We start from the raw sequence: 24,395 nt of genomic DNA, 5'->3' as shown, positions 1-24,395 counted from the left end.
TGCCGGTTGGCTTTGGGTCGCACAGCCGACGGCACACAGACCGAGGTCGGCCAGACCTAGCGACCCGGAGATTCCATCAGTAGCTGTTGGAGCCCCCTCAGGCGGTAGAGGATTTCGTCGAAAGCGACGATCTCGGCACCTGTAGGCCGTTGCGGTAGCGCAGGAACGATCGCTGCTCTTCTGTGGTGAGAGAACCGGCCATGCCGACGATGACGGCGCCTTGCACCACGCAGGTGTCGAGAGAATTCAAGCCGGGTGTCTGCGCGACGAGCTGGGGGAGATGCACCTGCGCCGACTCGATCTGTGCCTGGCGCTGGGCGACCGCGCTCGTCAGGTCGTGATGGGGTGGATGTACCTCAGCGCCGCCGCTTCCTCGGTAGCACGGGCCAGTCGGTCGAGCGCCGGGTTTTTTGATTTCGACCACCAACGCGCTTCATGTCACGGTGTTGACGAGCATGAAGTCGGCGATCCTAGAGCCTCTTCCCTCTGCGTTGATGCCCTTGACAACTAGCTGCTCCTTAACAGCGTGACCCGGAGCCGCGAAGAGTTGTTGCAGCGCGAAGGTGTTGGTCTCGAGGAATCGCTGCCAATGCCTTTCGTCCTTCGAGCGGCCGCCGCGCAGGCCGCGGCGAACTTCTCGATGAGGACCTCCTGCGACACGAGTCGGATGTCCTGGCGCAGTTTCCCGAACTCGGCAGGTGCCTCGGTCGCGGCCGCTCGGGCTTGTGTGGACACCTGCTTTACGAGGAGCCGGCGTTCGTCCGTGCTCATGGCGGGCTCGCGCAGGAGCTCGCGGATGCTCGCCTGGATGATCGGATTTCGTCCGATGGTCGGCCGCTGGGGCTCGAGATCGAGAACATCGGCGATCGACGGGCTCGCGAGGCCGAGACGTGATAGTTGACGTTGACGGTCTGGGGCCGGGCTGGAAGTTCACCAGCACGCTGTTCCAGAAGATCCTCCGAACGCCGGAACGTGGCACCGGAGGTGGCAGTCGGATGAGGTCCCCAGAGTGCGACCGTGTATGGCGAGTTCGCAGGGGAAAATGTGAGCGTCGTGGGAAACCATCCTCTAGCCTGAGCACGCCAATCTCGATAACAAAGGGAGCCGCAGTGGGCGGTCAGAAGTCGCGGGAGATTATCGGCCAGGCTCTCAAGGCCAAGGCCGACTGGGTTAATCGCCGCCTGACCGCCGCGGCGCACCTAGGAACCCCGTATGGCGAGGAGACCATCACAGAGACAATGCTGCTCGATCTGCGCCTCGAGCTTAGTGGTCGGCTGGCCGTCACGCCATACACGAAGTATCAAGAGAGCCGCGTTACTGGCGCAGACTGGGAATGGTGGTTTTGCGACGGTATCGGCCGGCGGATGTACGGGATGCGAGTACAGGCAAAGAAGCTCAAGCTCGTGAACGGCTCGCCAGCATACGACTTCGCTTACAGGCCAAACAAGCGCAAGGAGCGGCAGGTCGATCGTCTGCTCGCCAACGCAAGAGACGCTGGACTGCCGGCCGTCTACGCTCTATACAACGGTCCCGAACTCGACCTGAGCTTGTTCGCGTGGAGCTGCTGCACGGAGCAACCTTCTGCCAGCGTCTTCGGCGTATCCATGATCTCGGCAGCGGCAGCGCGCCGGTTGGCTGATATCGGTCAGACGACACTCGCGGATGCTGGTGCTCTGTCATTGCCGTGGTCCTGCTGCGCTCTGTGTCCGACCCCCCTCCGGCACAAGGCTTGGGATCTGTGGCCGGAAGGCGCCGGTGACGAGGTAACCCTCTTCGTCGCTGATCTGGTGACGGATCTCCTGGCGAAGGATGGAACGCGGTCCGTCCGGCTGCGCGAGTTGGAGGCCGCTACCGGATTCCGGACGTGGGACGAAGCTCCGATCTACGTGCGACAGATGGTGGAAGACGCACGCCAAGAGACCGCCGAAGGCGTGCTCCGAAACGAGTTGCCGATCGAGTTGCCTGCGGGCCTCGGGGGCGTGACCGCCTTCATCGGCCGGTTGCCCGATCCGCGGGCGAGGGACGATCTGTAGGTAGAGCAGGCCGGACATGGAACACAGGCCCCCGAGCAACAGGCGTTCGGAGGGTCGCCTGCAGCATGCTCGACTGGGCGTCAGTGGAATGATCAGCGATGGGTCCGCTCCGCGGCACGCGACCGACGTCATCGCTGCGCGCCGAGAACCCGCGACCTGAAGTCTGCCGGTGAGACCGTCGTCGCGGTGGTATCGCCGCGGGTGCACCCCGGTGAGGGACTACGACGCCAACGACGATGGATGCCAGTCCGCGTGTTCCCGTGTTGCTGATCCGACTCTAGCCGCACCTGCGGGAACGCCGCCTGGAACTCCTCGTGAGCAGCCAGTGAGTCGTTGCGAGCCGACCGTCGAGCACTCCAGCTTGGGCCAGCAGGAACGCTCCACCGCAGTACGAGACCATCCTCGCGCCCACGTCGTGCGCGGCCCGCAGGCTGTTCAGCACATCTTCGCTGCGTGATGCCAAGGGATCCTCGACGCCGGGAATCATCACCGTGTCCGCCTCGACCAGGGTCTTCAGCGGCTGCAGCTCCCCGAGATCGGCTCCTGCCGGGAGCACGTAGCGCGGGCGCTCTGCACAAAGGACGATCTCGTACGGGCTGTCAGGCTCCCCGGTGAGATCGCGCAGGGTGGCCATTCGCCGTCCGACGAAGACGTGTGCCACGTCCCCGACGCTGCGGCCCGCTTCTACCAGGACGTCTCCGATGACGAGGCCGCGGCGTACTGCGCGCTCACCACGAAGCAGCGTCTCTCGGCCTTCCAGCAGCCGTTGACCGGCGCCGGCTGGCACGCCATCCCCAGCACCTACGTGGTCTGCACCGAGGACCGAGCCCTCCCAGCGGAGAAGCAGCGCTGGATGTCGGCCCAGGCCGGTTGCACCCGGGAGATTGCCAGCTCCCACTCACCCTTCGCGTCCCGCCCCCAGACCTCGCCCGCCTGATCGCGGCCGTCGACACCACTCCTGCCGGTATCCCGGTCACGGCCTGTGAACCAAGCGCCGGCAGTGCCGCACCTCCCGGAAAGTCGCTGCCCGGCGCTCATCATCAGCCGCGTGTCGAGTCCCGAACCCTGACAAGCTGAACCACTTGCAGATCGTGTCCTTCGCGGTTCATCGCGCGTACCTCGATCCTCTGACCGGCTCCGGAGTCCTCGTGTGCCCGGATCCGGACGAGGATCTCGATCCACCCGGCGACCCCCTCGGCGAACGCGTCTGGCTGCCGAGCCTGGGGGAGTACGGTTTCAAGGGGAGCACTGTCCCTGCACTGGCAGACTGGGAAACGGCGATCCGCCGCCTGTACGACATCGCCTGGATGCCGCTCGAACACGAGTACGGCGACCCGCAGGTCGTTGGTCAAAGCAACGACGGCAGATCAGCCGTCGGCCTGTACAGCGAAGCATCGATCATCGGCGGACCAACACTGATCGAGTAGGACACTGCCATCCGCGAGCTCTGCGAGGCAGCAGCCGTACAGCCGCTGTGAGGTCGCCTACGTGTTCGCGGGAAACTAGTACGCTCTGTCCTGACCTTGCTGGGGCAGAAGTCGGAAACTAGGGGCAATCGTGCAGCAGTTGAGGTTCGACACACCGCTTGGCTACTACACCGTGAACGCGGCGCCGGAGACGCTGGGCATCTTCAAGGGGATGGGGACCCATTACCTCCAACTCCAACTCGACATCGGCATCCCCGAAGTCCAACCGGAAGCTGGTCGACTCCTCTACCTGGAGCGACCCTCGTCGCGCCCCGATCCGACGGGCCGTCGGTGCCCCTCGCGAAGGCGAACGTTTCGGTCCCCTTCATACCGACCGGGGAGATCCGCCGGGTCACACCGCAGTACCTCCTGACGAACGCGCAAGTTCTGGCGTTGGACGAGCACCGGCGAGGCGACCTGCGCCTCGAGTTGCACATCCGCGGCTTTCTACCGCAGGCTTCCGGATACCCCGGCGCAACCGATGTTGTCGAGCCAATCGCCGTCGCCGAAAGCCGTTGGGGCCAGCAACTCCGGGCCCTCGGCCGCACCCTGGGCGTCGAGATGCTGATCCCGTTCCCATCCGACGACGGACCACACCGGGGCATCGCCGACCACCTCCGCGAGGCTCAACGCCTACTGGCCGGCGACGAGATCAACCCCGCGATCCTCAGCATCCGCCAGGCGCTCGAGGCCATCAAACTCAACAGCGGGTGGTCTCAGCCGCCCAGCAACAACAGCGGCCGGAACGACCGCACAGCAGAACAGCGCTGGGCCGTCATTCAAACCGCCCTGCACCACCAAGCCAGCGGCGCGATGCACGGCGACGGCGGCACCGAGGACCACACCTACACCCGATCCGAAGCCGAGGCCCTGATCGCTCTGACTGCAGCTCTGCTGACCGTCGTACCTTGAGAGTCGTCACCACGGGAGCTGTCCCGAAAGACGGTACGGTTCAGGACATGGACGACTTCACGCCCGGGACCAGCCAGGCGCAGCGCACGAGCATGAACTGGCTGCTGAGTTGACCACGTTTTCTGAACGAGGCTGGATCAGCCTGACGCGTGTCCTCGGCTACGAAGGGTGGGAGTGTGCCCTCACCCCCAATGGTCTCGGCTACATCGAGCGGATCCATCTACTCCGCGGCGACGTGGTCGCTCGCAAGTACGGACTGCGCGGTGCGCGTCTGCGCCTGCTGTACGGCCTGCACCACGGTCGCCCAGGGCTCGCTGGCGAATCCTTCTACGGTGACCCGTTCTCTGAGCGCGAGGTGACAGATGCCGACACGTGGCTTCATGGCAAAGGATTGATCCTTGGACAGCCGAACGCGAACGGGAACATCTTCGGCCCGAGGATCAGCGACAGGGGAGCGGACTTCCTGGAGTCAGGTCGATCGGCGAGTTCGCTCGTCGGCCGTCCGGCGGACCTCGTGCCGGCCGCCGTGGCGGTCACCGTCATGGGCAACAACAACCCCACGAACCTGATCGCCGAAAGCCCTGGGGCGGTTCAAGTGTGTCGATCTCCGACGAACAGCGCCAGCAAGTGCTCGACTTCGCCCGCTTGATCACGGAGGCGATGCCCGCCCTGCAACGCACGCCGTCGACGCCCGGGGCTGCCCGGACCGCGTTGGAAGAACTTTGCGAGTCAGCCGCCGCCGATCAACCCGAGCATCCGAAGGTCCGAGCTGTACTGGGACGGGTCATGGAAGCACTCGGCGCGAGTGCTGCAACAAAGTCTCGGTGCTCTCCTTGTACAGCAAGCCCAGGAGCTCTTGGAGAAGCCTCATTGACGCGCCAACAGGTCGTTGGTCAGGAGCCTGCCTTGAATGGTCGCCACCGTCGTCTTGTTGTTCGTGGCCGAGCTGCGCGCCAGACGTCGAGCTGGTCGCGGGTGGCGGCCGTGTCCGGGTGATCGTTGCTGAGGATACGAACGCGGTCGGCGAGCAGAATCTCGAACGCGGCAACGGCGCCGTCGACGTCTCCGTCTTCACCACGCCAGTGGGCGAGGTTGCCCCGTGTGGTGAGGGTGTCTGGGTGATCGGCTCCGAGAACTCGAACCTGATCGGTGAGGAGGCTGTCGTACGTGCTGATCGCACCGGTCCTGTCGCCGGCCTTACCTCTGCAGCGAGCGAGGTTGCTACGAGTTGTGAAGACTTGAAGGTGGTCGGGGCCGACTCTGCGGACCAACTCGGTGAGGAGGCCTTCGAGTTCAGCGATTGCGTTGGCCGGGCTACCGGCTTCTGAGCGCCAATAGGCGAAATTGGCCCGGATCTTGAGAGTGTCTGGATGGTTGGGGCCCAGAATCCGCAGGTAGTCCGACACGACATCGTGATATGCGGCGACTGCGCCTGCCGGGTCGCCGTTGGCGCCCCGGAGGTATGCCATGCCGTTCCGAGTAGTGAGAGTGTCTGGATGATCGGCGCCCAGGATCCGCTCTTGGTCTACGAGGAGTGTCTCGTACACGGCACTTGCCTTGGCTACGTCGCCTGCGCGGGCTCGCCAGAAAGCAATGTTGCCTCTGGCAGACAGTGTGTCCGGATGATTGGGCCCCAGGATCCGTAGCTGATCGCTGACTACGCTTTCGTAGAGCTCTGCAGCCTCTGATGGATTGCTGGCGCCACTCGCCCACGCCGCGAGGTTCGCTCGGGCGCGAAGTGTGTCGGGGTGGTCCGGACCGAGAATCCGTAGGCAGTCGGAAAGAAGGCTCTGAAAGGTGTCGGCGGCGCCGTCCGTGTCCCCGGCCTCGCCGAGCCAATGCGCCAGGTTGTTGCGGGTCAACAGGGTGTTGGGATGGTCCGGCCCGAGTACCCGGTCGTAGTCAGTCAGCAATTCCTGATAGGCGGCTGCCGCACCGACCGGGTCTCCGGCATTTCCGTGATTCGCCGCAAGGTTGGCGCGAGTCGCGAGACAATCGGGATGGTCTGGGCCGAGCACGCGCAATCTGTCGGCAAGCAAGTCTTCGAACGCTGAAGTGGCACTGGACAGGTCGCCAAGCTCACTCTGCCAACTCGCCAGATTGGAGCGAATGGTCAGAATGGCAACATGATCCGGATCGAGCCGGTTCAGCAACTCGGCCATGAGTTCGTCGTACGCGGCGATCGCGGCGGTGAGGTCGCCCGTGCGAGCACGCCAATATGCGAGCCGGCTTCGCGTGAGCAGGGTATCGGGATGATCGGCGCCTAGCAGACGCAGTCGGTCGGTGAGTAGTCCTTCGAAGGCCGCAACGGCCTTCGCTGGGTCGCCTGCTTCGCCGACAACCCTGGCGAGATGGTCCCTTGCTACGCATGTACTGAGGTGATCGGATCCAAGTCGATCCGTGGCGGTCGCGTGCAGTCCTGTTGCAGCTCCTAGAGCCTCGGCAACAAGGCCCGCCCGGCGGAGGCTCGTGATACTTCTGAAAAGGAGCAGGTGTGGTCCGTCATCTTTGTTCCACAGCTCGAATTCATAGGGGCCGTTGGCGAGTGTCGAAGCGTTCGCTCGTAGCCGCGCAGAGTCAACCTGGTCACGCTCGACGTCTGGCCAGATCTGCAGGACTGCTTCCGCCGCGCCGACAACGGCGGCGTGGACGGCGGCCTGACCTGTGAGCAGGGTTGTTTGGACGGTGCGCTGAACCAGTCCGTGGAGTTGCAACACGCCATCGCTGCGGGTGGCGACGTTGAATCGGTGGAGGTTCCCCAAACCGCGGCGGATGAGCTCTTCGAGCGGCTCGTCCGCGACGCTTGACATGTGGAGGCGGAAGTACTCCTGCGCCGCGTGGGTTGTGAAGACGCCCAGGGGAATGCCGTTGGGATCGAGAAGGCTGGCCAGCTCCAGCAATGTTCCCGCCGCGCCGACGGGATCGGCCTCGTCGGCGCGCTCGATCGCCACGGCCATTGTGGCGGCGACCGTCCGGATCGATCCGTCGAACAGTTCGTCCGAACGAGGGAACAGCTCGTCCAGACTTCGCGCCTTGTCTGCGAACAGCCGGCGGTACTGGCTGCATGGCATGTCTTGGTCGATGAGGTACGCCGAGGCGTGGCTCAGTGCCAGCGGCAGGTACTCGAGATCCTGTGCGATGCCGTCAGGGTCGTCGGCGAGGTCGGCGGGTACGCGCTTCTGCAAGTAGTCGCGGGCCTGGGCTGGGGTGAAGACCTCGAAGGTGACCTTGTCGCGGCCGTTGAACAGCGATCCGTCTTGCCGCACGGTCGTCGCGACAACGCGGCCGACTCCTGGCCGCGCCACCGGCCACAGATCGGCGAGCGCGACCACCGACTCGACGTTGTCCAGCACGATCATCCAACGGATCTCGGTAGTTGTGAGCCATCCGAGAAACTGCGTCGCAGCCGCCTGCGGATCGCTGGTGATACCGAGACCGGCGTGCTGAGCTGCCAGCGCGTACTGGCTCACGATGCCTCCCCGGTCGTCTGCGGATGTCCACACGACCAGGTCGAGATCACCGGACTCCATCAGTTCGCGGGCGTGGGAGGCGGCCAGGTGGCTCTTTCCGGTGCCAGGAGGTCCGGACAGCACCGCAGCCCGGCCGGCCGCAGCGGCCGCTTCGATTGCCTCATGCTGGTCTGCGCGGGCCTGGAACTGGTCCGGCCTTTCCAGCACGGTGCCGATCCAGCGTGGCCACTGCGGTGTGGTCGACTGTTGTGGGCGGCCACCGTAGTGGTGGCTCGTGATGCTGATGCTTCCGCCGGCGTCGACGTGGCTGAGATATGTCCCGGGTGTGCCCTGGGGTCCGGCGGCAGTGCCGGGCTGAACTGCCGCGCTTAAGGGCCCGTGGGCTTGTCGGTTCCGGCCTCGACCACGCCGAGGTCGATTCCGCCAGTGGCCTTAATGTCGTGACCGCGGAAGCCGGTGCCAGTGGAGCGGATCTCCTGGACGCGGATGAACTCGGTCTCGATTCTGGCCAGATCGACACCGACGACCTCTGAAGCCGTACCGGGAGCTTCTCGCAGCGCGCTGATCAGTGTCTGTGCGGCGTCGAGTACCTGCTGCTCGGCGTCCGGATCAGCGCCGGCCAGCGCGTCGGTCAGGTTCTCTTCGAGGGCCGCCTTCTGCACCTCTGACTCGGGTCGGCGTTCGAGCGCCGCGACATCCACGTCGTGCCTGCTGAGCAGTCGTTTCAGCCCCGCGTACGCGTCCTTCACCACCTGTGTCGCGGTGTCCGTGAGTCCGCTCATCGCCCCCGCGACCACTGCGGCCACCACCAGTGACACTGGTTCCATACCTGCCCCCTGAGTCCGAATTAGATCCCCACTGGACCAAGTCCAGAAGCAGAGTCTCGCTCACCCTCGGCCACTACGTCGAGCCCCAGGAGCGACAAAGTGTCACTGAAAGCCACCGCGTGCCTTCGGGCGCGCGGTGTCGGCCAATCCTGGTGCTCAGTCGGTCAGTTCAATCCCCAGCCGAAGGGCTTCATTGCGCAGGGCGGTCCAGTCTCCGGACTGAGCGACCAGGACCTCGAGTATGGGCTTGAGGTACTGCTGCCCGTAGAAGGGGAGCTGAGTGTGGGTCATGAGGTGGGTGAGCAGCCGGCCGATCGCGGGAGCGTTCGCCGCCAACGACTCGGCGGAGAAGTCTGAGACAAGGTGACTGTGCCGGTTGAATCCTGCAGGCCTGGCCGTCGCGAGAATGATCGCCGGCTCCAGGTATTCGGATGGAAGCAACGGAATCCACTCGGCCATCGTGGCTCCTTCGTCCGGCGTCAAGACCTTCGGATCGTCGTTGGCGCGGGACCGCCAGTAGGCGTGCATCCAGTGTGTCCAGGTCGCCGACGTCGCCTCGGGTGGGAGCTCCTTCAGTAGGTCCCTCACGGCCTCTGCCCAATCCACGCGGCTTTTGGGGGTAGCCGCAGCGATCAGGTTGCGGATCCACGACAGAGTCTCCGGCTGATCGGTCTGGAGAGCCACGGCGGCCGCGAAGCCGGCCCATCGCTTGTGCAGATCGTCGTCAAGCTCGTCGAGGTGCCCGGCGGTTTCGAGCAGTCCCTTGTCGAGACCGGCAGCGACCAGGCCCTGGTTCCAGCGCGCGAAGGTGAGCACTCCACTCCAGAAGGGTCGCGCTGTGGAGGGATCGCTCCAGTGGCGCAGAGGAAGAAGATGCTCACGGCACCATTCGCTGTCGGCCGCGTCGAGAACGTGGATCAGCCCGGCGAGCTCGGTGAGTGCGATATCGCCGCGGCTGGTCCTGTCCGCCAAGATCGTCGACAGAAGTTCCTGGTCTTCCGGTCGTAATCCACTCCAGGTTTCGGCGGCGTCGGTCCACGCGGTGCGGAAACCGCGGTACCAGTAGTCGACCAGATGTCCGACCGGGTCGTTGACGACCTTGCTGGTCCAGTTCTCCCATTTTCCGGATGTCGTAGCCGCCGCAGCCCAGACCGCCGCGACGAAGGCGTCGTTCTCGGGCGCCGTGTGCCAGCCGGCAATGTTCTCGCGGACGACGGTGGACAGGAAGTTCCCCACGGCGGATCGGTGTCGATCCAGCTCGAGCCCCAACATCAGCCGCAGCGCTCGAGACTGAACGTCAGAGTCGGTTGCATACGCCAAGGCCATGATCACAGCGTCTTGAAGCTCACGTTCCTCGGACACCGGCTCCCAGAGCACGAAGGCGTCTTTCGGGTTGGTACGAACGAGATCCGCGACCAGCCTGACAGCATCTCCCCAGCTGGATCGCCCACGGGTGGGAAGTTCGACTTCCCGGAATTGGAGCAGGAACGCGAACGCTTCGGCAGGATCGGCGGTGACCCGATCGTGGAAGGTCGCGGTGTCGAGTGGTGGAAGTGACTGGAATACGTCGAACTCGTGCCAGCCGCGGAACTGCGGATGTTCGGAGACCTCGAACTCTGGGTGCGCGCTCCGGATCCCGTTGAGAGCGGCGACCAGTGCTTCGGTGCTCACGCCGTTCGTCCGTAGCCATTCTAGGAGGGTGAAGGCCGCATACGCCGAGGCACCCTCTGCTTCGCCGGCGGCGGCTGATTCTGCGACCATGCGGTCGACAACCTCGCCGGAAGCGTCCTGCGCGGTATCGGCGATGAGACAGAAGAACTCCTGCCGGGCCGGTCGGTCGGCGATCACTTTCTGGTCGAGAGCGCGACGCAACTTGTCGTCCGCGGTGAGGTCGTCGCGCACACGGGTCAGATGAACCGCGAGGCGGCGGAGCAGCGCGTACTCGCTGGCGAACCAGCGCTCCGCGATCTGTTCGACTGCCGGTGACCCGGCGTCTGCCAGGAAGACGGAGCAGTCCCTGAGGACGTCGACGAGGGTATCGATCGCCTCCGGGAACTGGTCCTGGGCGTCCGGCTGGATGGCCGATCGGTGGAGGGTGTACGGGTCGTTCGTCGGGTCAACCATCGTGTGAAATCGCCGATAGTGCAGGACGAGGTTCCGCTCGACGATTCCGAGGATCTCGGCCGCCGCAGGCACGTCTAGGTTGGGGTGGATCTGAGTGGTCCAGGCTTCCATGAGCCAGTGCTGATCCCCGTACGGGCTGATCTGGAACCTATGGGGCAGGTACCCGTAGCCTTGAGCCACCGTCGTTCTCGGCGCGGTGAGATGGGTGAAGAGTTCGATGATCTCGGTTCGATCCGTCGACCAGTCGCTGTCCATCAGTGCATAGCTCAGGAGTTCCTGGTCCGAGCCGGCCTGATTCTGGTCGAGGAGGAGGTACAGCCAGCGCCGGTGGTGAGGCGGCCGCGGCGTGGGAGCGGGGTGCAGTCCGGAGGCGAGTGCCGTCCAGAGGTGGAGGCTCAGCCGTCCGCCGAGTTTGGTCAGCGCTGCCCAAGCTTCGTCCTGGGCGTTAGGATCCAGGACGAATCGGTCGACGAACCAGGTTGCCAGTAGGTGGCGGAGCTTCTGCTCGACCTCGTCTCGCGGGGCCTCCCGGCTGAACACGGACTGGAAGGAGTTCTGCTCGGTCGCCCACTCCAGCCAAGTGGGATGTTCGGCCGCTTGGGTGAAGAATCGTGCTCGTTCGGGCCTTCGAAGCGAGTCTTCCAGGTAGGACAGTTCGGCTGGGGTCGCCTCGGCTTGACCGGCGACCAACTGACGGATTCTCTGCCGATGTTGGATCAGCCCCATCTCGCCGAGATCGGCCCAGTCCGCCAGGCAGTCGGCCAGTGCTTGGTGATTGTTGTCCGGCGAGTAGGGGATCGGCGTGACGTCGAGCCGGCGCCAGTTGGGATCGTTCTCGTCTGCGGTGAGAACGTACCGAGAGGAGTCTTGGCCGAGTGCGAGTCCAAGGTATTTCATGACGACATCACCGTGGCTGTAGCCGACGAACAGGACCGTGTACTTCCCGAACATTCGCTCCAGGAACCTGGCCGCCCATGCCTCACGCAGGTACGCGTGGCCGAAGTCGCGGTCGGTGACGATCAGTTTCCCGGCCTCCTGGTCGGCTGCGCCGTGCAGGTAGACCATCCCTGAGAAGTCGTCGCCGAGGGGCAGCGCCGGGGCGCGGAAGGTCTGGATAGGGAGTTGGAGGTCGCCGCCGGCTGTCTCGAGGTGCAGGTCGTAGTTGGTGGTCACGATCCGTGGGACAGACTTCGCGGCGATCCGCATCAGGCTCTTGTGGACGTTGTTCGGGACCGAGTCCGCACGCGTCACGATTGCTTTGGTCAGCTCGTGGACGGCTGTGGCCGGATCCTCGTCGAGCTGGCCGAGGAGGACGTCGAGGCGGTCCTTCCAGTCGTCGGAGTACGGGTCCAGATCGGAACCGACCTTGCCGACGATCTCGGCTGTCAGAGCTGCGAACCCAGGGAGTCCGGAAGGCGGCGCCATCGAGATCCCGGCGCCGGTGAACAGGACCAGGGTGCCTTCCTCGTACGCCGTCAGGACTTGCTCGGGGATCTCGACGTCGCCCAGACGCATGGTTGGCGGTCCTCGTTCTCGCTCGGTCTCGCGGTGACGTCACCACCGTAGTGCGTGCTGTCCAGCCAACCCCGTAGCAGCGATCCCGACGGAGCGCCGCTGCGGGGTTGGCTCAGGCGACCTCGGGAGCCGCGAGGGGACTGGTGGGTGTCGCCGTACGGCGGGTGCCGAGCTCTGGGATCAGGCCGAGCTTGCCGGCGGCGTCGAGGTGACGAGCTCGGACAGCGAGTGGCGGTTCAGCTCGATGGCGATCGACCAGCCCACGAGGAGGAGGAAGACCGGAACGGTCAGATAGAGACGATGGACCGCGACGGCACACACCCGGCCCTCGCGATCTAACCCTCCCCAACTCGGCACTTGCCAAAGCCGCTGCCGCTGGCAGCCTGCCGGTCGTCGGTGAGTACTTCGCCGACCGCCCGTACCAGGACACGACCGTCACCATGTTCGGTTGGGCCCTCGAATAGCTCGACTCGAGAACAGGTGGTCGCGGGGGAGTGCTGTCGGGTGCGTGTGGGTGTTCACCCACGCGGGGCCCTCCGCTCGCTGGCGCTCGCTGCGGCGCCCCGCTCCCGCCCGCCGTTGTCGCAGCAGATCAAGGCGCTGGAACGCGACCTCGGGGTCCATACCTCGGCCGACGCCGCCGACCGCGTCACCGCCATGGTCGCCGACCCCAGCTTCGCCGACGTCAACACCGTCTGCGTCCACAGCGACACCCCGAACGGCCCAGCCATTCTCGCGGCAGTCGGCGACCGCCTCAGCTCCCTCGCTCTGGTGGCCATCCCTGCGCCTCCGGGCACATCCGACGGTCGAGCGCCTTTGGCACCAGATGCCGCACCGTTGGGCGGTTGAGTGATCAGGGGCAAGCAACCGCGAGGTGCTCAGGAGCGCGTGGCGGGAACCAGGTTCGGCGGAGCCGTGGCGTCACAGAGGCTTCTCCGCTACGGTGAGTCGTTCCCCCTGGGGGCGGATCGGTCGAAGGGCCAAGGGGGTGCCGTGGTTCCGGTGAACGTGGTGGTGACGGCAGTGGCGCTCGGCGCGGTTGCCGAAGCGAATGGCGCTGCACCGACGGTCGTGAGCGACGCGTACGCGGCCGTCAAACGACTCTTGGACGAACGCGGGATCGATCTGTCAGCACTTGAGCGTCGACCCGACTCGGCGACACAGCGCGCGGCTCTGTGGGAGACCCTCACTGATCTCGGCGCCGCCGGTGACAACGAGTTGATGGCGGCTGCGCGTCGGCTCGTTGAGGTCATCGGGGTCGACGCCGCCGAGGCGGGGCCCGCTGTCGGGGTGGACCTGAACCAGGTCGAGGCGGAGTTCCTCCGCGTGCAGCACGTCCAGTCGGGGGGCAGCGCTGTGATCGTCGAGCGCAGCCGTTTCCCCAGCGGGATCGAGCTGACGGACCTCAACGCCGGGGTGGGGCGAGGAAACCACCCTTGACGGCGGTAGGTCAGCCCGGCCCTGCCGCAGCATACTTGGGCAGCCCTCTGGTGAGCTTCGATGACGTCGAGGCAAGAGACGTCCGTATCACTCTCGGCGGTGGCGTGACCGAGCCTCCGTGGCCAGTTGTGATCGGCTCCATCCCGCCGGGTGCGGACTACTTTCAATACCGGACGCTTGCGTGGGAGAAGCTGCTTAGGGCGGGGCCGTCGAGGCGTGGTTCTGTCGCCGGGCGGCCCGCCAGCCTGTTGTGTGGGCTTGGCGGAGTCGGCAAAACTCAGCTGGCTGCGGCGTACGCTCGGCATCTGCTGAACGGCAAGGAAGTGGATCTGCTCGTTTGGGTGCCGGCTTCGACCCGCGCCGAGATCATCGACAAATATGCGCAGACCGCCGGGAGCGTTGGCCTTGGAGTGGCCGGCGAGCCCGAGGCGGCTGTCGCACGCTTCCTCGGTTGGCTCTCCACCACCGATCGACGGTGGGTGATCATTCTCGACGACCTTCAGGCAGCCGACGACATGCGGGACCTTTGGCCGCCAGATCACCGGCCCCACGGTCACACCGTACTGACAACCCGCCGGAGCGACGCGTCGCTGCGCGCCGGCCTCGAGCCGATCGACATCGAGAGTTTCACCATTGCGGAGGCGAGCGCCTACCTGACTCAACGGTTACCCGCCGAGCTGGCCGACGATGCCGCCGGGGTCGCGGCCGACCTGGCAGGCTTGCCACTAGCCCTCCCACATAGCGCGGCGTACATGGAAGACTCGCCCCTCACCTGCTCGGGCTACCGAGAGCGGTTCGCCGATCGGAAGCGGCGGCTCGGCGAGCTCTTTCCCCATACCGACAACATCTTCAAGGGGCCGGCAGCAACGGTTGCGACGACGTGGTCGATGTCGATCGAGCAGGCCAACCAGCTTCCTCCCGTAGGCCTGGCAGGACCAATCCTCGAGCTGATCAGCATGCTGGACCCGAACGGTATCCCTACCGAGGTGCTCACCAGCCGACATGCCATCGGCTTTCTCGCGGCGCGCGCCTCTACATCGACCAACAATCTTGAGGACGACGTTCAGCAAGGGCTTGCCAACCTGCGCCGGTTCAGCCTGGTCACCGTCACGGACTCCGTGGTCCGCGTCCACGCCCTGGTGCAGCGAGCCGTCCGTGACGCGCTCGAAGTGCCGATCTCGCGCGCCGCTGCTCGCGCCGCCGGCGACGCGGTCATGGGAATCTGGCCCGTGATGGAACAGGGCAGAGCAATCGTCACGTTGCTGCGCGGTAATGCTGCGGTCCTCTCCACCCGATCCGAGGCGGAGGATCTGTGGACCAGCGCGGGCGGTGTGCCGAGAGTGTTCTTCCGCGCGGCAGTCAGCCTCGGCGATGCCGGACTACTCACTGCCGCACTCGCCGCCGCCGATCAGCTCTACCAGGAGGCCGAACGGCGCTTCGGAGCCGATCACGGGCACTGTTTCGAGCTGCGCCACTGTCTGGCCAACTGGCGTGGCACAGGTGGAGATCCGGTTGGGGCCACTCGAGCTTACGAGGAGCTCTTGAAGGACAGATTGCGCCTGCTCGGTCCGGATCACCCCGAAACTCTGGTAGCCAGCTGCAATGTGGCCCGCTGGCGCGGTGAGTCCGGTGAGTACGCTCGTGCTGCAGCCGAATTCGAGCAACTGCCGGGCCGTCTGGAGTCGACTCTGGGGGCCGATGACGAGCACACGCTCATCGCCCGCCACAACCTCGCCTATTGGCGCGGGATGGCGGGAGATCCGGCGTACGCTGCCGCTGCCTTCAAACAGTTGGGGGTTGCTCGGACCCGAGTGCTTGGACCAGAGGATCCGGAGACTCTGATCACCTACGCCAACGCCGCTCGGTGGCAGGGGGAGGCTGGGGATCCGTCCGGAGCGGCCACAGCGTTGGAGCTGATACCCGCGCGCCTGGCGGCAGTGCTCGGACCCGACCACCCGAGCACTTTGACTGTTCGCAACAACTGGGCCTACTGGCGGGGGATGGCCGGAAAGCCTGCGCTCGCGGCCGCTGACTTCGAGCAATTGCTGGACGACCGTCTGAGGGTACTCGGGCCGGACCACCCCGACACCCTGGTGACGCGCGCCAACCTCGCCAACTGGCGAGGAGTGGCTGGGTACCCAGCAAGCGCGGCGGCCGCGGCGGCCGCCCTCGAACAGGTGCTGGCCGACTATGTACGGATCCTCGGTCCGGACCACCCTCAGACCTCTACGGTGCGTTCTGACCTGGTGATCTGGACCCGACGCCGGGCCGAGGCACGCGGCATCAGAGACCGACTGCCGAAGACAGGTCAGGACGCGCGAAAGCCGAAGAAGCGCAAGAAACGCAAGAAGCGCTGACCCGCGAGTCCAACCGCCGCCGCCCAGCGCTGGTCTCGCGCGTCGTGACGACACGAACGTTCTTCTCGAGGACGATCGCATCATCATCGCCGATGTCCAAGAGATCGGTGGTCGCGGGCCGCCGATCAGCTTCTCTGGTCCGCGAGGGCGCTGTGGAGGTTTGCGGCTTGACCGGCAGGCCGTGGCGCCGGCTTGTAGCAACCTTCGGTGGCGCACCGATCTGTCCGCGCGACGTTGTCGGCGTTGCAGGCGCGGCAATGCCAGTTGGTGACCTCATCGGCCTCGGCAATTGTCTCGAGGATGGCGGCGAGGTCATGGGGGCGCAGGTCCCAGGCCTTGATGATCGCCGCCTCACGGAAGGGCGGCTGATGCTGCAGAGTGTCGTGGTCGGTTAGGGCGGGGTCCAATCGCGAACAGTTCAGGCGATGATTGAGAGACCGCGCACAAACCCAGGGCAAACGCTGATGAGGCAGTAGAAGGTGAGTGGTGAGCCTCAAGTCGGATGCCTCGGATCGGGGAACCTCCCGCTGGCACTTCCGTGTTGTGACGGTCTGTCTCGTGATATCCGCCAGTATTCAGAGGTATAGTCGGCCGCCGAACATGGGTTCGACAATCTCCGGGAGTTCTAGGTGTGGGGCACTGGCCGACGGCTGGACGACTATCTGCGTGGTCGTCTCAAACGCGCGCTTGACGAGCTCGCCAGAATCGAACCTGACGTGATCCTCAGCGAAAACACGGATGTGCTGGTGGCCGCGCTGCTCGGAAAACACATGCCCGCCGAGATCTCGGTCGATTGGGGCGATGCGACGCGGACTCCGGTGACGGAGGTCACCACTCAGTTCAACGACCAGTTCGAGCGTGATCGGGTCTACGACGTGCCGGCGAGCCGGGTGGTCATCAGGTTCCCAATCTCAGGCACAACGGAGATGCTCGACTATCAGGCTTCCCACTTCAGCATCGCAGGCACGTATGGCAAGGTTTCGAAGGGCAACGTGGAGGTCGAGGTTATCGAGCGGACGCTCGATGCCGCCACGATCCAAAGTCGAGTCGACCGAGTGAGGCAGGATATCGAGCAGCGAGTCGGCTGGGCGAACGCCGATCTCGACTCGTTCCGAGCTACGGCCGAACAGACCATTCGTAACGCCTACCTGGCCCGTAAGGAACGCATCCTTAACGACCGTGCCGTGGAGGAATCACTCGGGATCCCCGTACGTGCGTCGACGATGCCTCGACCGCCTGTTCCGGCGCGGCGGAAGCAGGTGACTCTCCAGGTCCGAAACGCCCAAGCCGCCTTCGTGCCTGAACCTGTACTAGATGAGGCCATCTATCAAGATGTGCTCCAGACTGTCCGTGCATGGGCGAACTCCCTCGAGCGGACGCCCGGAACTGGGGCCAAGCTTGGGGAGGAGGAACTGCGTGACCTGTTGCTCGGAAACCTGAACTCCTATTGGGAGGGCGCAGCAGGCGGCGAACTCTTCAACGGGAGCGGCAAAACCGACATCCTGATCCGCAACCACGATCGCAACGTCTTCATCGCCGAGTGCAAGATCTGGGACGGCCCCAAGGTCGTGGCCGATGCTCTCGATCAACTCCTCGGCTACCTAGTCTGGCGCGACTCCAAGGCCGCCCTCATCATGTTCATCAGGACGAAGAACCCTGCGACGACGATCGAGAAACTCCACTCCGCCGTCGAGGCGCACCCACGCTACGTCCTGACCAAAGATGCGTCCAACCCGAGCAGCCGCGTGGATTACATCGTCACAGCTGACGATGAAGGCAGGAGGGTCTTGCTCGCGGTGATCCCCGTGGTGCTCCGGCCCGCCGACGTGTAATACGACGAGGCAGTTTCTCTCTCGGCGAGCATGCGGGGGCAACGCGCCTGCTCCGGACAGCGGTCAGATCTTCATCATTGATCTGGGTACCGATTCGCTGCCATCAAGAGCGCAACCCCGCGACGACGCAGAGAGGCCGACCTTCTTGACCGCGGCCACGGTTGCCGGACGTTCACCAACGCGCGAGCCACGGGGCCTACCAGATCGACTAATTGCAGCTGGTCGTGTGCGAGTACCGCTGCGCGGTCAACCTGAACACGTGCTTCCTCCTGCCAATCGATGGTGGATCGAGCACAGGTCACATCGTAGAGCGCGAAATACGAATACTAGGTTCACGAGCCGTTCGGGCTGGGGCGTGCCTACCACGACGAGGTTGGCGCCGAGCTCACGAGCTCTGGTGAGGGTCAGCTGCGAAACGTCCTCGTCCAGCACGTCGGCGACATCGTCGGTGCATCGATGCCCGTCGACCGCACTTGAGCCAGGCGGCGATCGATCAGGCACGGGCGTATCGGTCGTCATCGAGATCGACGACCTGGTCGTATTCGCTTTCCGCTTCGTCGGCGCGCACCAGATGCACCGCCGCACCGCTGGTCCGGGCCAGTACCGGACCTCCTCCAGCACGCGACCGCTTTCTCCGAGCTGCCCTCTCTACGCTCCAGGGTCGCCTGCGCCAGCGGCTTCGCGGCCCAAACGGGACCTTGCCAAATGGCCGGCTTCACGCCCGACGCAAGCGAGGGGACCGACCGTGAGGCGATCAACTAGCGATGCTGCTATTCGACCGCACGGGCGATGCTCAGCGGACCGGTGTTCCGAGTGAACTAATCGGGCTAGCCTCGATCCCAAGACTGACGCAACCTACCCTCCTGCCGACATTTATGTCGGCGCTCGACGTGCGTGTACACATCATCCGATCGGTACCTGATACCAGGCTGGTCCAGGTGGAAACCACTTACCGCTCGCTAGTCGCGGTGGGTTGACGCCGGCCCGCCGCCAGCGGCGGCCTGAGTTGTCGGTGTAGGCGATCACAGGGATCGGTCTGACCTAGCCCAATCCTTTGGTTAGAGCGGGCTTGTAGCTGATCGACACCGGCAGCGTAATCCGTTCTCCGGTACCGAGTGCTGCTGGCGGGTCGTGATCGATCTCCCAGTTTGGGTCCGTTGGATTCTCGAACTTCCAGTAGGCGAGTCTGGTCATCCAGACCGGCGCGAACCCTTCGAGTCGGGGCAACACGACAGGCGTCGGCCCATAGTTGACGATCTGGACTACCCACTGTGGATCGCTGGGCTGGCGAATCGACAGGGGTACCTGGGTCACCTCTGCGATGACCAGACTGGCTCTTTCGACCGCAACTCGTTTCTCTGCTTCGAGTTCTCGGATGCCCCGCTCGCGCGCTTCCCTGACGGCGGCTCGCGCTTCTGTGCGAGCGATCCAGAGCGCCACTATGACGGCGGCGAGCGTTCCTATCGCGCCCATCCATTGCCCCACCGCGCCCCACACCGATCCCCAGTCGCTTCGCGACCACGTCAAGAACGAACTAATGGCGCCCACCGTGGTGAAAAGTAGGGGAATTAGCGCAACGCCGAGGAGATACTTCGGTGAGCGCATCGGCATCGGCTTGATCGGGGGAGGCCACCAATCGGTTCTACGGGAGGTGCTCCGCTGCGATCGATCGTTGTCATGCACGGCGAGACACTACGCCAAGGCCTCTGGATGTTGCCGCTGACTGCGCGGCGAAGTCGTCGTACTGAGCCCGGAGATCGCGAAGCACACCTGCTACGTGGTGACGCGACGAGACCCACTCGGTTGGGCCGGTGCTGACTAGTCGAGTTCGGGCAGCACGACCCCGCCGTCGTGCGACGTCATTAGGTTTCCCGGGTGTGCATCGCCGCGGATCACTGCGATGGGCAGTGTCCAGTTGGCGCTCCCGACGGCGAACCGCAGCTCCGAGCGACGCAGCTGCCTCGATCGAAGAAATGGTCCGACCTGCCCGGGGTTGCTGAGGGCGGAGGTCCCGCAGTGGGTTTCGAGGTTCCCTCAACTCATGATTGGTCTCGTAAATACTCGGCAATGGCGGCTTCGTCGTACTCGACGGAGAGCAGTTCAGGATCGAGTACGTCAGGACCCGAACCGAGCGGCTCTGATAGTCCCACGAGCGTCAGGAGCCAGTCGCGAGCGCCTGCGATCAGGTCCTTGTCCGTGGTCCACAAGCCCATCTCCAGACTTGTGCGAGAGCTCTTGGTGAAGTTAGCGGATCCGATCCACAGCTTCTCGGGCACAAAATAGTGGTAGTCGCCGACGTCGCCCGACGGGTGCTCGTCTGTCCAGGCCATACGGCCCAGCAACATGATCTTGGCGTGGACGATCGGAACGAGTTGGTTGCCAACCTTGCGGAACCCGACTTCGCGAACGGCACCGATCTCACTGGTGTCGACCCACGAGGGTCCGGACGGACCGACGATCAACGGCTGGCCGTTCTGCCTCGGTGCAAGCTCGGCCAATTCAGGATAGGCAGCCTGGAGGATCCCCTTGGTTGCGGCAAGATCTGTCAAAGACTTCAGCGTCGGCTTTGTGTACTTGTTCTGGAGTTGCTTGGTGATCACGACGCAGACGTTTGCCATGTGGCTGAGGACGTCGATCAACTCCGGATCGTCCATCCACATCGAGCAGCCGAGCACGCCAGGTCCCCATTGGCGGTCGGTCCTTGGCCGCCGGCTAGCATCCTGCAATCCATCGACAAGGGTGGCCAGCACGTTTCGACCGAATGCGGCGTCGCCGGCTGCCGTAGCGATCTTCTGGTCGATGTGGTCGGGGAAGGTGAAGTCCGAGATGGCCATGCTGCTTACCCTAAGTGGAAGCGCGAGAATGTCAGGCCAGCGCCGCGATCGCCGCTGAACTCAGCTCTGCCGAGCCGGGATGCAGGCGTTGATGAACGGTGTCAACAGGCCGCGAGCATCGTTGCCGCCGTCAGGTAGGTCGAGGCATACGCACTCGAAAGCGCGGGTAGGGCACACACAAACACTCAGGAGGGCGGGTATGGTTCGACTCCGTATCCGCGGACCTTGGCGGGTTGGAGCAGCAGGATCGTGGGGCCCGGATTCCCGGTCTCTGGTCAGATGCGAAGCGCGGGTGACGTGCGAGGGGCGCTCCCCGCCAACCAGGTCCGTTCATCCGATGAGCCCGCTCGGCCTACAAGGAACAGGGAGCAGTCGTCTTGGTCACGGTGGCGCGGTGGCGTTGTACGTCCTCCGCCGCCTTGCTCGGCAGTCGGATGATCGGTCTAGCAGCCTGGCGGCATATCGGCTGTCCATGCGCCTAGCCGTCTCCGCTTGGCATTGCTAGCAGCTGCTCCGCTCAATGCACGATTGGACTCGCGCGTTGAGTTCGCACCTCTCCGGTGTTCTCACGAAGTTGGGCTCGGGGCGTTGACCAGTACGCTGACGAGGTCGGAGACATTGGAGAGTAGGCGCGTGGTGTAGCGCTGATCGACCTTTCGGTTGCGCAGGTGGTGCACCCATTGCTTCTCGGTCACGATGACGTCGCAGTACACCGCCGCGACAGGTAGTGCCAAGATATCGGCGAAGTCGTTGGGCTCCCACTTCTGCTCCTTACCGCGGTGCTTCGCACTGCGCATGACGTTCGTGACGTAGCGGGTGGGTAGATCGTCCATGAACGACATCACCTCGCCGACGGTGATGTGCTCCAGGAACTGCCGGTAGCTCATGTCGATGCGGTCGAGCGCGTCGACCAAGGCTGGTCGGATGTCGCCGAGATCCGTCGCGCGGACGGCCACGTCGATGGCATACCCGGCGAGTCTCTGCTGGGAGATGGCAGCAGCGACGGTGTTCTCGAAGGCGACGAATCGTTCGGCGTGGTCGGACGAACTGTGGCCGTAGCCGAGCCGGCTGAGAGTGCGTGGTCCGATGCGTAAGAGTTGCTCCTCAACGATCTCTCCCACTAATTGGTCAAGTTGCGCTCGGACGCCCGCAGGAATATCCCCGTCGCTGAACATCGCGCTCAGATAGATGTCGGGCAACTCCAACCGACCCTGAACAATGTGCTGGATTCCGACGCCGAACACTTGGCGAGACCGCGGTAGTTCTGGGCGCCCGTAGCGTCGGTGCAAAGCGAGGTCGATCTCACGGTCGAGCAGCGCCACCGGCGTCGCCATGGTGTGCTGCTGCGACAGCTCCCACATCAGGTCAACAACATCGTCGCGCGACCTGTCGTTGCCTCGCTTGCTGGTCTCCCAGTACCGGTACATGTCCAGTGGGAACGACGCAGCCCCCGACTGAACCGCTGCGCGGCACATCTCAAGCGCGTCGTGGACACCTGCCGTGGCCGGCTTACCGGTCGCAGCACGTGCTAGGTCGATCCACTTGTTTTGGTCGAGGTAGATACGCAGCACCCGGCCATCGTCTCGCGCTAGGTGTCACCGACCAACTCGATTTCGAGAGGTCGCACTCCACCAGCGTCAGTTGGCTGGCGTGGTTGGGCGATCGGAATCAGGCGGACTGTCACTGCGAGCGCGGTACCGCGCTGCTGCTACGACAGACTTGCGGCCCTCGTCGGCCGACATCCAGACCGCGTGCCACGAGCTCCTCGGTCAGTCTTGACACGTTCGGCGCAGCGGTTGGTCGGCGAAGATCACGCCATCGAGACCGTGGTTGATCATGTTGCGGATGTTGGTGTCGTCGTTGCCGCCGGAATTCGTCAGCACAGCGCGATGGTGCCCGCGAAGGCCAGCAACGCGTGCTGATTAGTGAAGCCTTACAGGCGGGCGAGGATGAGAGTCTTGCAGGAGCCCTCGTTGTGACCTGCGGCGTTGTCAACGTCGCCATTGGTGAAGGCCTGCGGCTGGTAGTCGTAGTGCTCGGCGACGAAGGCCAAGGTGTCGGCGAACTGGTGCCGACCGGTGGCGACACTCACCAAGAAGACGTTCGGTTCAATTCTGGGGTGTCCTTCCGAGGCAAGGCTGCCGCCCAAAGAACTCCTCCATCTCGTCGTTGGTAAGCGCATCTTCGAATGTCGGCAGGCGGAAGGAGACGGCCGAGAGATGTAGCATGAAGGCGAGAGCGGACGCGATCTGGCGCACCAGCGCAACTGATCAGCATGGTGCGCTAGCTGCCCACCGGTCAACATGTCTCCGTTGCGCCTCAGTCGACGATGTACGGCCAGTCAGGCTCCTGCGGCTAGGCCTAGGCGTGTGGTTAAGGTGCGTGTCCCCCCTCGGACACTGAAACAGCTGATTCATCAAGAGGTGACACGCTAACTTGTGTCACCTCTTCTTGATGTGCGAGGTACGTTCCGTTCTCCGAGGAACATGTTGCCAACGAGCACAATTGATCACGGCACAGCGGACGGTGATCGGAGGCAACGGACGTCCAGTTGGGCTGACGTGGTCGCGATTCGCCTGCCGGAAACCGAAGAGTCCACCTCCTACGGAACGCCTGCTTCAGGTGCGCGGCAAACTCCTGGCCAGACAACGCGGCGATGCGGAAGGCAGGACCTTGGTTGTCTGCGACCTCGCGGAGAAGAACGCGGTCGGGGGTGTAGATGCATTGACGCTGGTCAGCCGGCCCTTCGTCAGGACCGTCTGCCAGTGCAGGGTCCCGGACCTCTCGGCGCTGACCAGCCATTGGTCCACGGGCCCTGTCCGGAACGTGTTGGTCTGGTGACTGAAGACCAGGATCCGCGCGCCGGGATCGTCCGGGTAGATGTAAGACTGAGGGTTGCGATCCCGGACGTTGTGACCGAAGGGTCGGTATGCGACGGTCACTTTCACTCGACTCTACGAGATGTGAGTTCAGGCGAGCAGGGGAGTCAGCGCTGCGTCGGTGGCGGTCCGGAGATGCTCTGGCGGTGCGCCGGCGCGGGACCGGAGGTTGATGGCGTAAGCGAGCAAAGCGAAGTGTTCGGCTGTCGCGGTCAGATCTAGACCTGACTGCAGTTGCCGGCAGGTGTCAGCGGCCTCCAATGCTGACTGCAGGGCTTCCTTGAGGCTGGTCTGATGGGCGTCCAGTACCGCTTTCGCTGCGCTGGATGGTTGTTCGAGGTGAGCGTTGGACACCAGACATCCCCAGCCGGCGAACTCGCCCGTGCAACGCACCGAGATGAGGCGGTGGAAGAAGTCCTTGATCGCGGGAACCCCTCGCGCATCGGCGGCCAGCGAAGCGAACATCGGCCTCGATCGTCGGTCGAGGTATCGACGCAGGACATCGACATACAGCGCATCCTTGCCGCCGAAGGAGTTGTAGAGGCTGGACCGGCTCAGCCCGGTGGCTGTGATGATGTCCTGGATGCCGGTCGATGCGACACCTTGCCGCCAGAACAGCCGTTCCGCCGTAGCGAGCACCTGGTCGGGCTCGAAATGTTTGACATCGGGCACCGCATACCCCTTATCTTGGAACGAGTGGTCCAAG

At 64.4% G+C, this 24,395-nt stretch carries 21 protein-coding genes; 9 read left to right on the top strand and 12 right to left on the bottom strand.

Translation table 11 applies throughout. The features are described from left to right. Nucleotides 1–97 precede the first annotated feature (97 nt). Nucleotides 98–424, bottom strand: coding sequence for a hypothetical protein (locus ACQPXM_RS25160; protein WP_432937482.1), 327 nt, complete (start codon nt 422–424; stop codon nt 98–100). Nucleotides 425–1,109: 685 nt separating this feature from the next. Here ACQPXM_RS25160 and ACQPXM_RS25155 point away from each other — a divergent pair. Beyond that, nucleotides 1,110–2,033 (top strand): DUF6615 family protein, encoded by a 924-nt coding sequence (locus ACQPXM_RS25155; RefSeq protein ID WP_432937480.1) that lies wholly within the window; start codon nt 1,110–1,112, stop codon nt 2,031–2,033. Nucleotides 2,034–2,310: 277 nt separating this feature from the next. Here ACQPXM_RS25155 and ACQPXM_RS25150 read toward each other — a convergent pair whose 3' ends face one another. After that, on the bottom strand, nt 2,311–2,694 hold the full coding sequence (locus tag ACQPXM_RS25150; protein ID WP_432937478.1) for a DJ-1/PfpI family protein: 384 nt from the start codon (nt 2,692–2,694) through the stop codon (nt 2,311–2,313). Here ACQPXM_RS25150 and ACQPXM_RS25145 point away from each other — a divergent pair. The 4 genes from ACQPXM_RS25145 (at nt 2,686) to ACQPXM_RS25130 (ending at nt 5,060) form a co-directional block, all read left to right on the top strand. Beyond that, nucleotides 2,686–2,970, top strand: a complete 285-nt coding sequence (locus ACQPXM_RS25145) for an alpha/beta hydrolase (RefSeq protein WP_432937475.1) — start codon at nt 2,686–2,688, stop codon at nt 2,968–2,970. The two genes, ACQPXM_RS25150 and ACQPXM_RS25145, sit on opposite strands and share 9 nt — an antisense overlap. Nucleotides 2,971–3,115: 145 nt before the next feature. Then, the gene (locus tag ACQPXM_RS25140) at nt 3,116–3,460 is read left to right on the top strand and encodes a hypothetical protein (protein WP_432937473.1); all 345 of its coding nucleotides are present in this window, start codon (nt 3,116–3,118) and stop codon (nt 3,458–3,460) included. A gap of 330 nt (nt 3,461–3,790) precedes the next feature. Beyond that, nucleotides 3,791–4,411 (top strand): hypothetical protein, encoded by a 621-nt coding sequence (locus tag ACQPXM_RS25135; protein ID WP_432937470.1) that lies wholly within the window; start codon nt 3,791–3,793, stop codon nt 4,409–4,411. Between the two features lie 109 nt (nt 4,412–4,520). Beyond that, a complete protein-coding gene (locus ACQPXM_RS25130; RefSeq protein ID WP_432937468.1) occupies nt 4,521–5,060 on the top strand; it encodes a hypothetical protein in 540 nt (179 codons plus the stop codon). 244 nt (nt 5,061–5,304) lie between these two features. On the opposite strand, the gene ACQPXM_RS25125 is transcribed toward ACQPXM_RS25130, so the two are convergent. The 3 genes from ACQPXM_RS25125 to ACQPXM_RS25115 all read right to left on the bottom strand — a co-directional run bounded on the left by ACQPXM_RS25125 (nt 5,305) and on the right by ACQPXM_RS25115 (nt 12,347). Further along, the gene (locus ACQPXM_RS25125) at nt 5,305–8,088 is read right to left on the bottom strand and encodes a tetratricopeptide repeat protein (protein WP_432937465.1); all 2,784 of its coding nucleotides are present in this window, start codon (nt 8,086–8,088) and stop codon (nt 5,305–5,307) included. Nucleotides 8,089–8,249: 161 nt separating this feature from the next. Next, entirely contained in the window at nt 8,250–8,708 is a 459-nt protein-coding gene (locus tag ACQPXM_RS25120) for a hypothetical protein (protein WP_432937462.1), read from the bottom strand. Between the two features lie 156 nt (nt 8,709–8,864). Beyond that, the gene (locus ACQPXM_RS25115) at nt 8,865–12,347 is read right to left on the bottom strand and encodes a DUF4020 domain-containing protein (RefSeq protein ID WP_432937460.1); all 3,483 of its coding nucleotides are present in this window, start codon (nt 12,345–12,347) and stop codon (nt 8,865–8,867) included. A 579-nt stretch (nt 12,348–12,926) separates the two neighbouring features. On the opposite strand from ACQPXM_RS25115, the gene ACQPXM_RS25110 reads away from it, so the two are divergent. The 3 genes from ACQPXM_RS25110 (at nt 12,927) to fxsT (ending at nt 16,144) form a co-directional block, all read left to right on the top strand. Next, nucleotides 12,927–13,196, top strand: a complete 270-nt coding sequence (locus ACQPXM_RS25110) for a hypothetical protein (protein WP_432937458.1) — start codon at nt 12,927–12,929, stop codon at nt 13,194–13,196. A 153-nt stretch (nt 13,197–13,349) separates the two neighbouring features. Continuing rightward, entirely contained in the window at nt 13,350–13,787 is a 438-nt protein-coding gene (locus ACQPXM_RS25105; RefSeq protein ID WP_432937455.1) for a hypothetical protein, read from the top strand. Between the two features lie 50 nt (nt 13,788–13,837). Then, complete coding sequence (fxsT, locus tag ACQPXM_RS25100) at nt 13,838–16,144, top strand: FxSxx-COOH system tetratricopeptide repeat protein (protein WP_432937452.1); 2,307 nt, start codon at nt 13,838–13,840, stop codon at nt 16,142–16,144. Nucleotides 16,145–16,269: 125 nt separating this feature from the next. On the opposite strand, the gene ACQPXM_RS25095 is transcribed toward fxsT, so the two are convergent. After that, nucleotides 16,270–16,551 (bottom strand): hypothetical protein, encoded by a 282-nt coding sequence (locus ACQPXM_RS25095; protein ID WP_432937449.1) that lies wholly within the window; start codon nt 16,549–16,551, stop codon nt 16,270–16,272. Between the two features lie 222 nt (nt 16,552–16,773). Between ACQPXM_RS25095 and ACQPXM_RS25090 the strand changes: the two genes are divergently transcribed. Continuing rightward, on the top strand, nt 16,774–17,976 hold the full coding sequence (locus tag ACQPXM_RS25090) for a hypothetical protein (protein WP_432937446.1): 1,203 nt from the start codon (nt 16,774–16,776) through the stop codon (nt 17,974–17,976). A 1,041-nt stretch (nt 17,977–19,017) separates the two neighbouring features. On the opposite strand, the gene ACQPXM_RS25085 is transcribed toward ACQPXM_RS25090, so the two are convergent. The 6 genes from ACQPXM_RS25085 to ACQPXM_RS25060 form a co-directional block, all read right to left on the bottom strand. Next, complete coding sequence (locus ACQPXM_RS25085) at nt 19,018–19,659, bottom strand: hypothetical protein (RefSeq protein WP_432937443.1); 642 nt, start codon at nt 19,657–19,659, stop codon at nt 19,018–19,020. A 356-nt stretch (nt 19,660–20,015) separates the two neighbouring features. Further along, nucleotides 20,016–20,810, bottom strand: a complete 795-nt coding sequence (locus ACQPXM_RS25080; protein ID WP_432937440.1) for a hypothetical protein — start codon at nt 20,808–20,810, stop codon at nt 20,016–20,018. Between the two features lie 566 nt (nt 20,811–21,376). Continuing rightward, entirely contained in the window at nt 21,377–22,381 is a 1,005-nt protein-coding gene (locus ACQPXM_RS25075; RefSeq protein ID WP_432937437.1) for a hypothetical protein, read from the bottom strand. Between the two features lie 198 nt (nt 22,382–22,579). Next, on the bottom strand, nt 22,580–22,693 hold the full coding sequence (locus ACQPXM_RS25070) for a hypothetical protein (protein WP_432937434.1): 114 nt from the start codon (nt 22,691–22,693) through the stop codon (nt 22,580–22,582). Nucleotides 22,694–22,743: 50 nt separating this feature from the next. Next, the gene (locus tag ACQPXM_RS25065; protein WP_432937431.1) at nt 22,744–22,902 is read right to left on the bottom strand and encodes a HopJ type III effector protein; all 159 of its coding nucleotides are present in this window, start codon (nt 22,900–22,902) and stop codon (nt 22,744–22,746) included. Between the two features lie 877 nt (nt 22,903–23,779). Beyond that, nucleotides 23,780–24,361 (bottom strand): TetR/AcrR family transcriptional regulator, encoded by a 582-nt coding sequence (locus ACQPXM_RS25060; protein WP_432937428.1) that lies wholly within the window; start codon nt 24,359–24,361, stop codon nt 23,780–23,782. Between the last annotated feature and the right edge of the window lie 34 nt (nt 24,362–24,395).

The sequence above is a fragment of the Kribbella sp. CA-253562 genome, assembly GCF_050942265.1.
GTDB lineage: Bacteria > Actinomycetota > Actinomycetes > Propionibacteriales > Kribbellaceae > Kribbella.
Note: the sequence above shows the minus strand (reverse complement) of the source record. Positions and strands in the feature narration are given on the sequence as shown.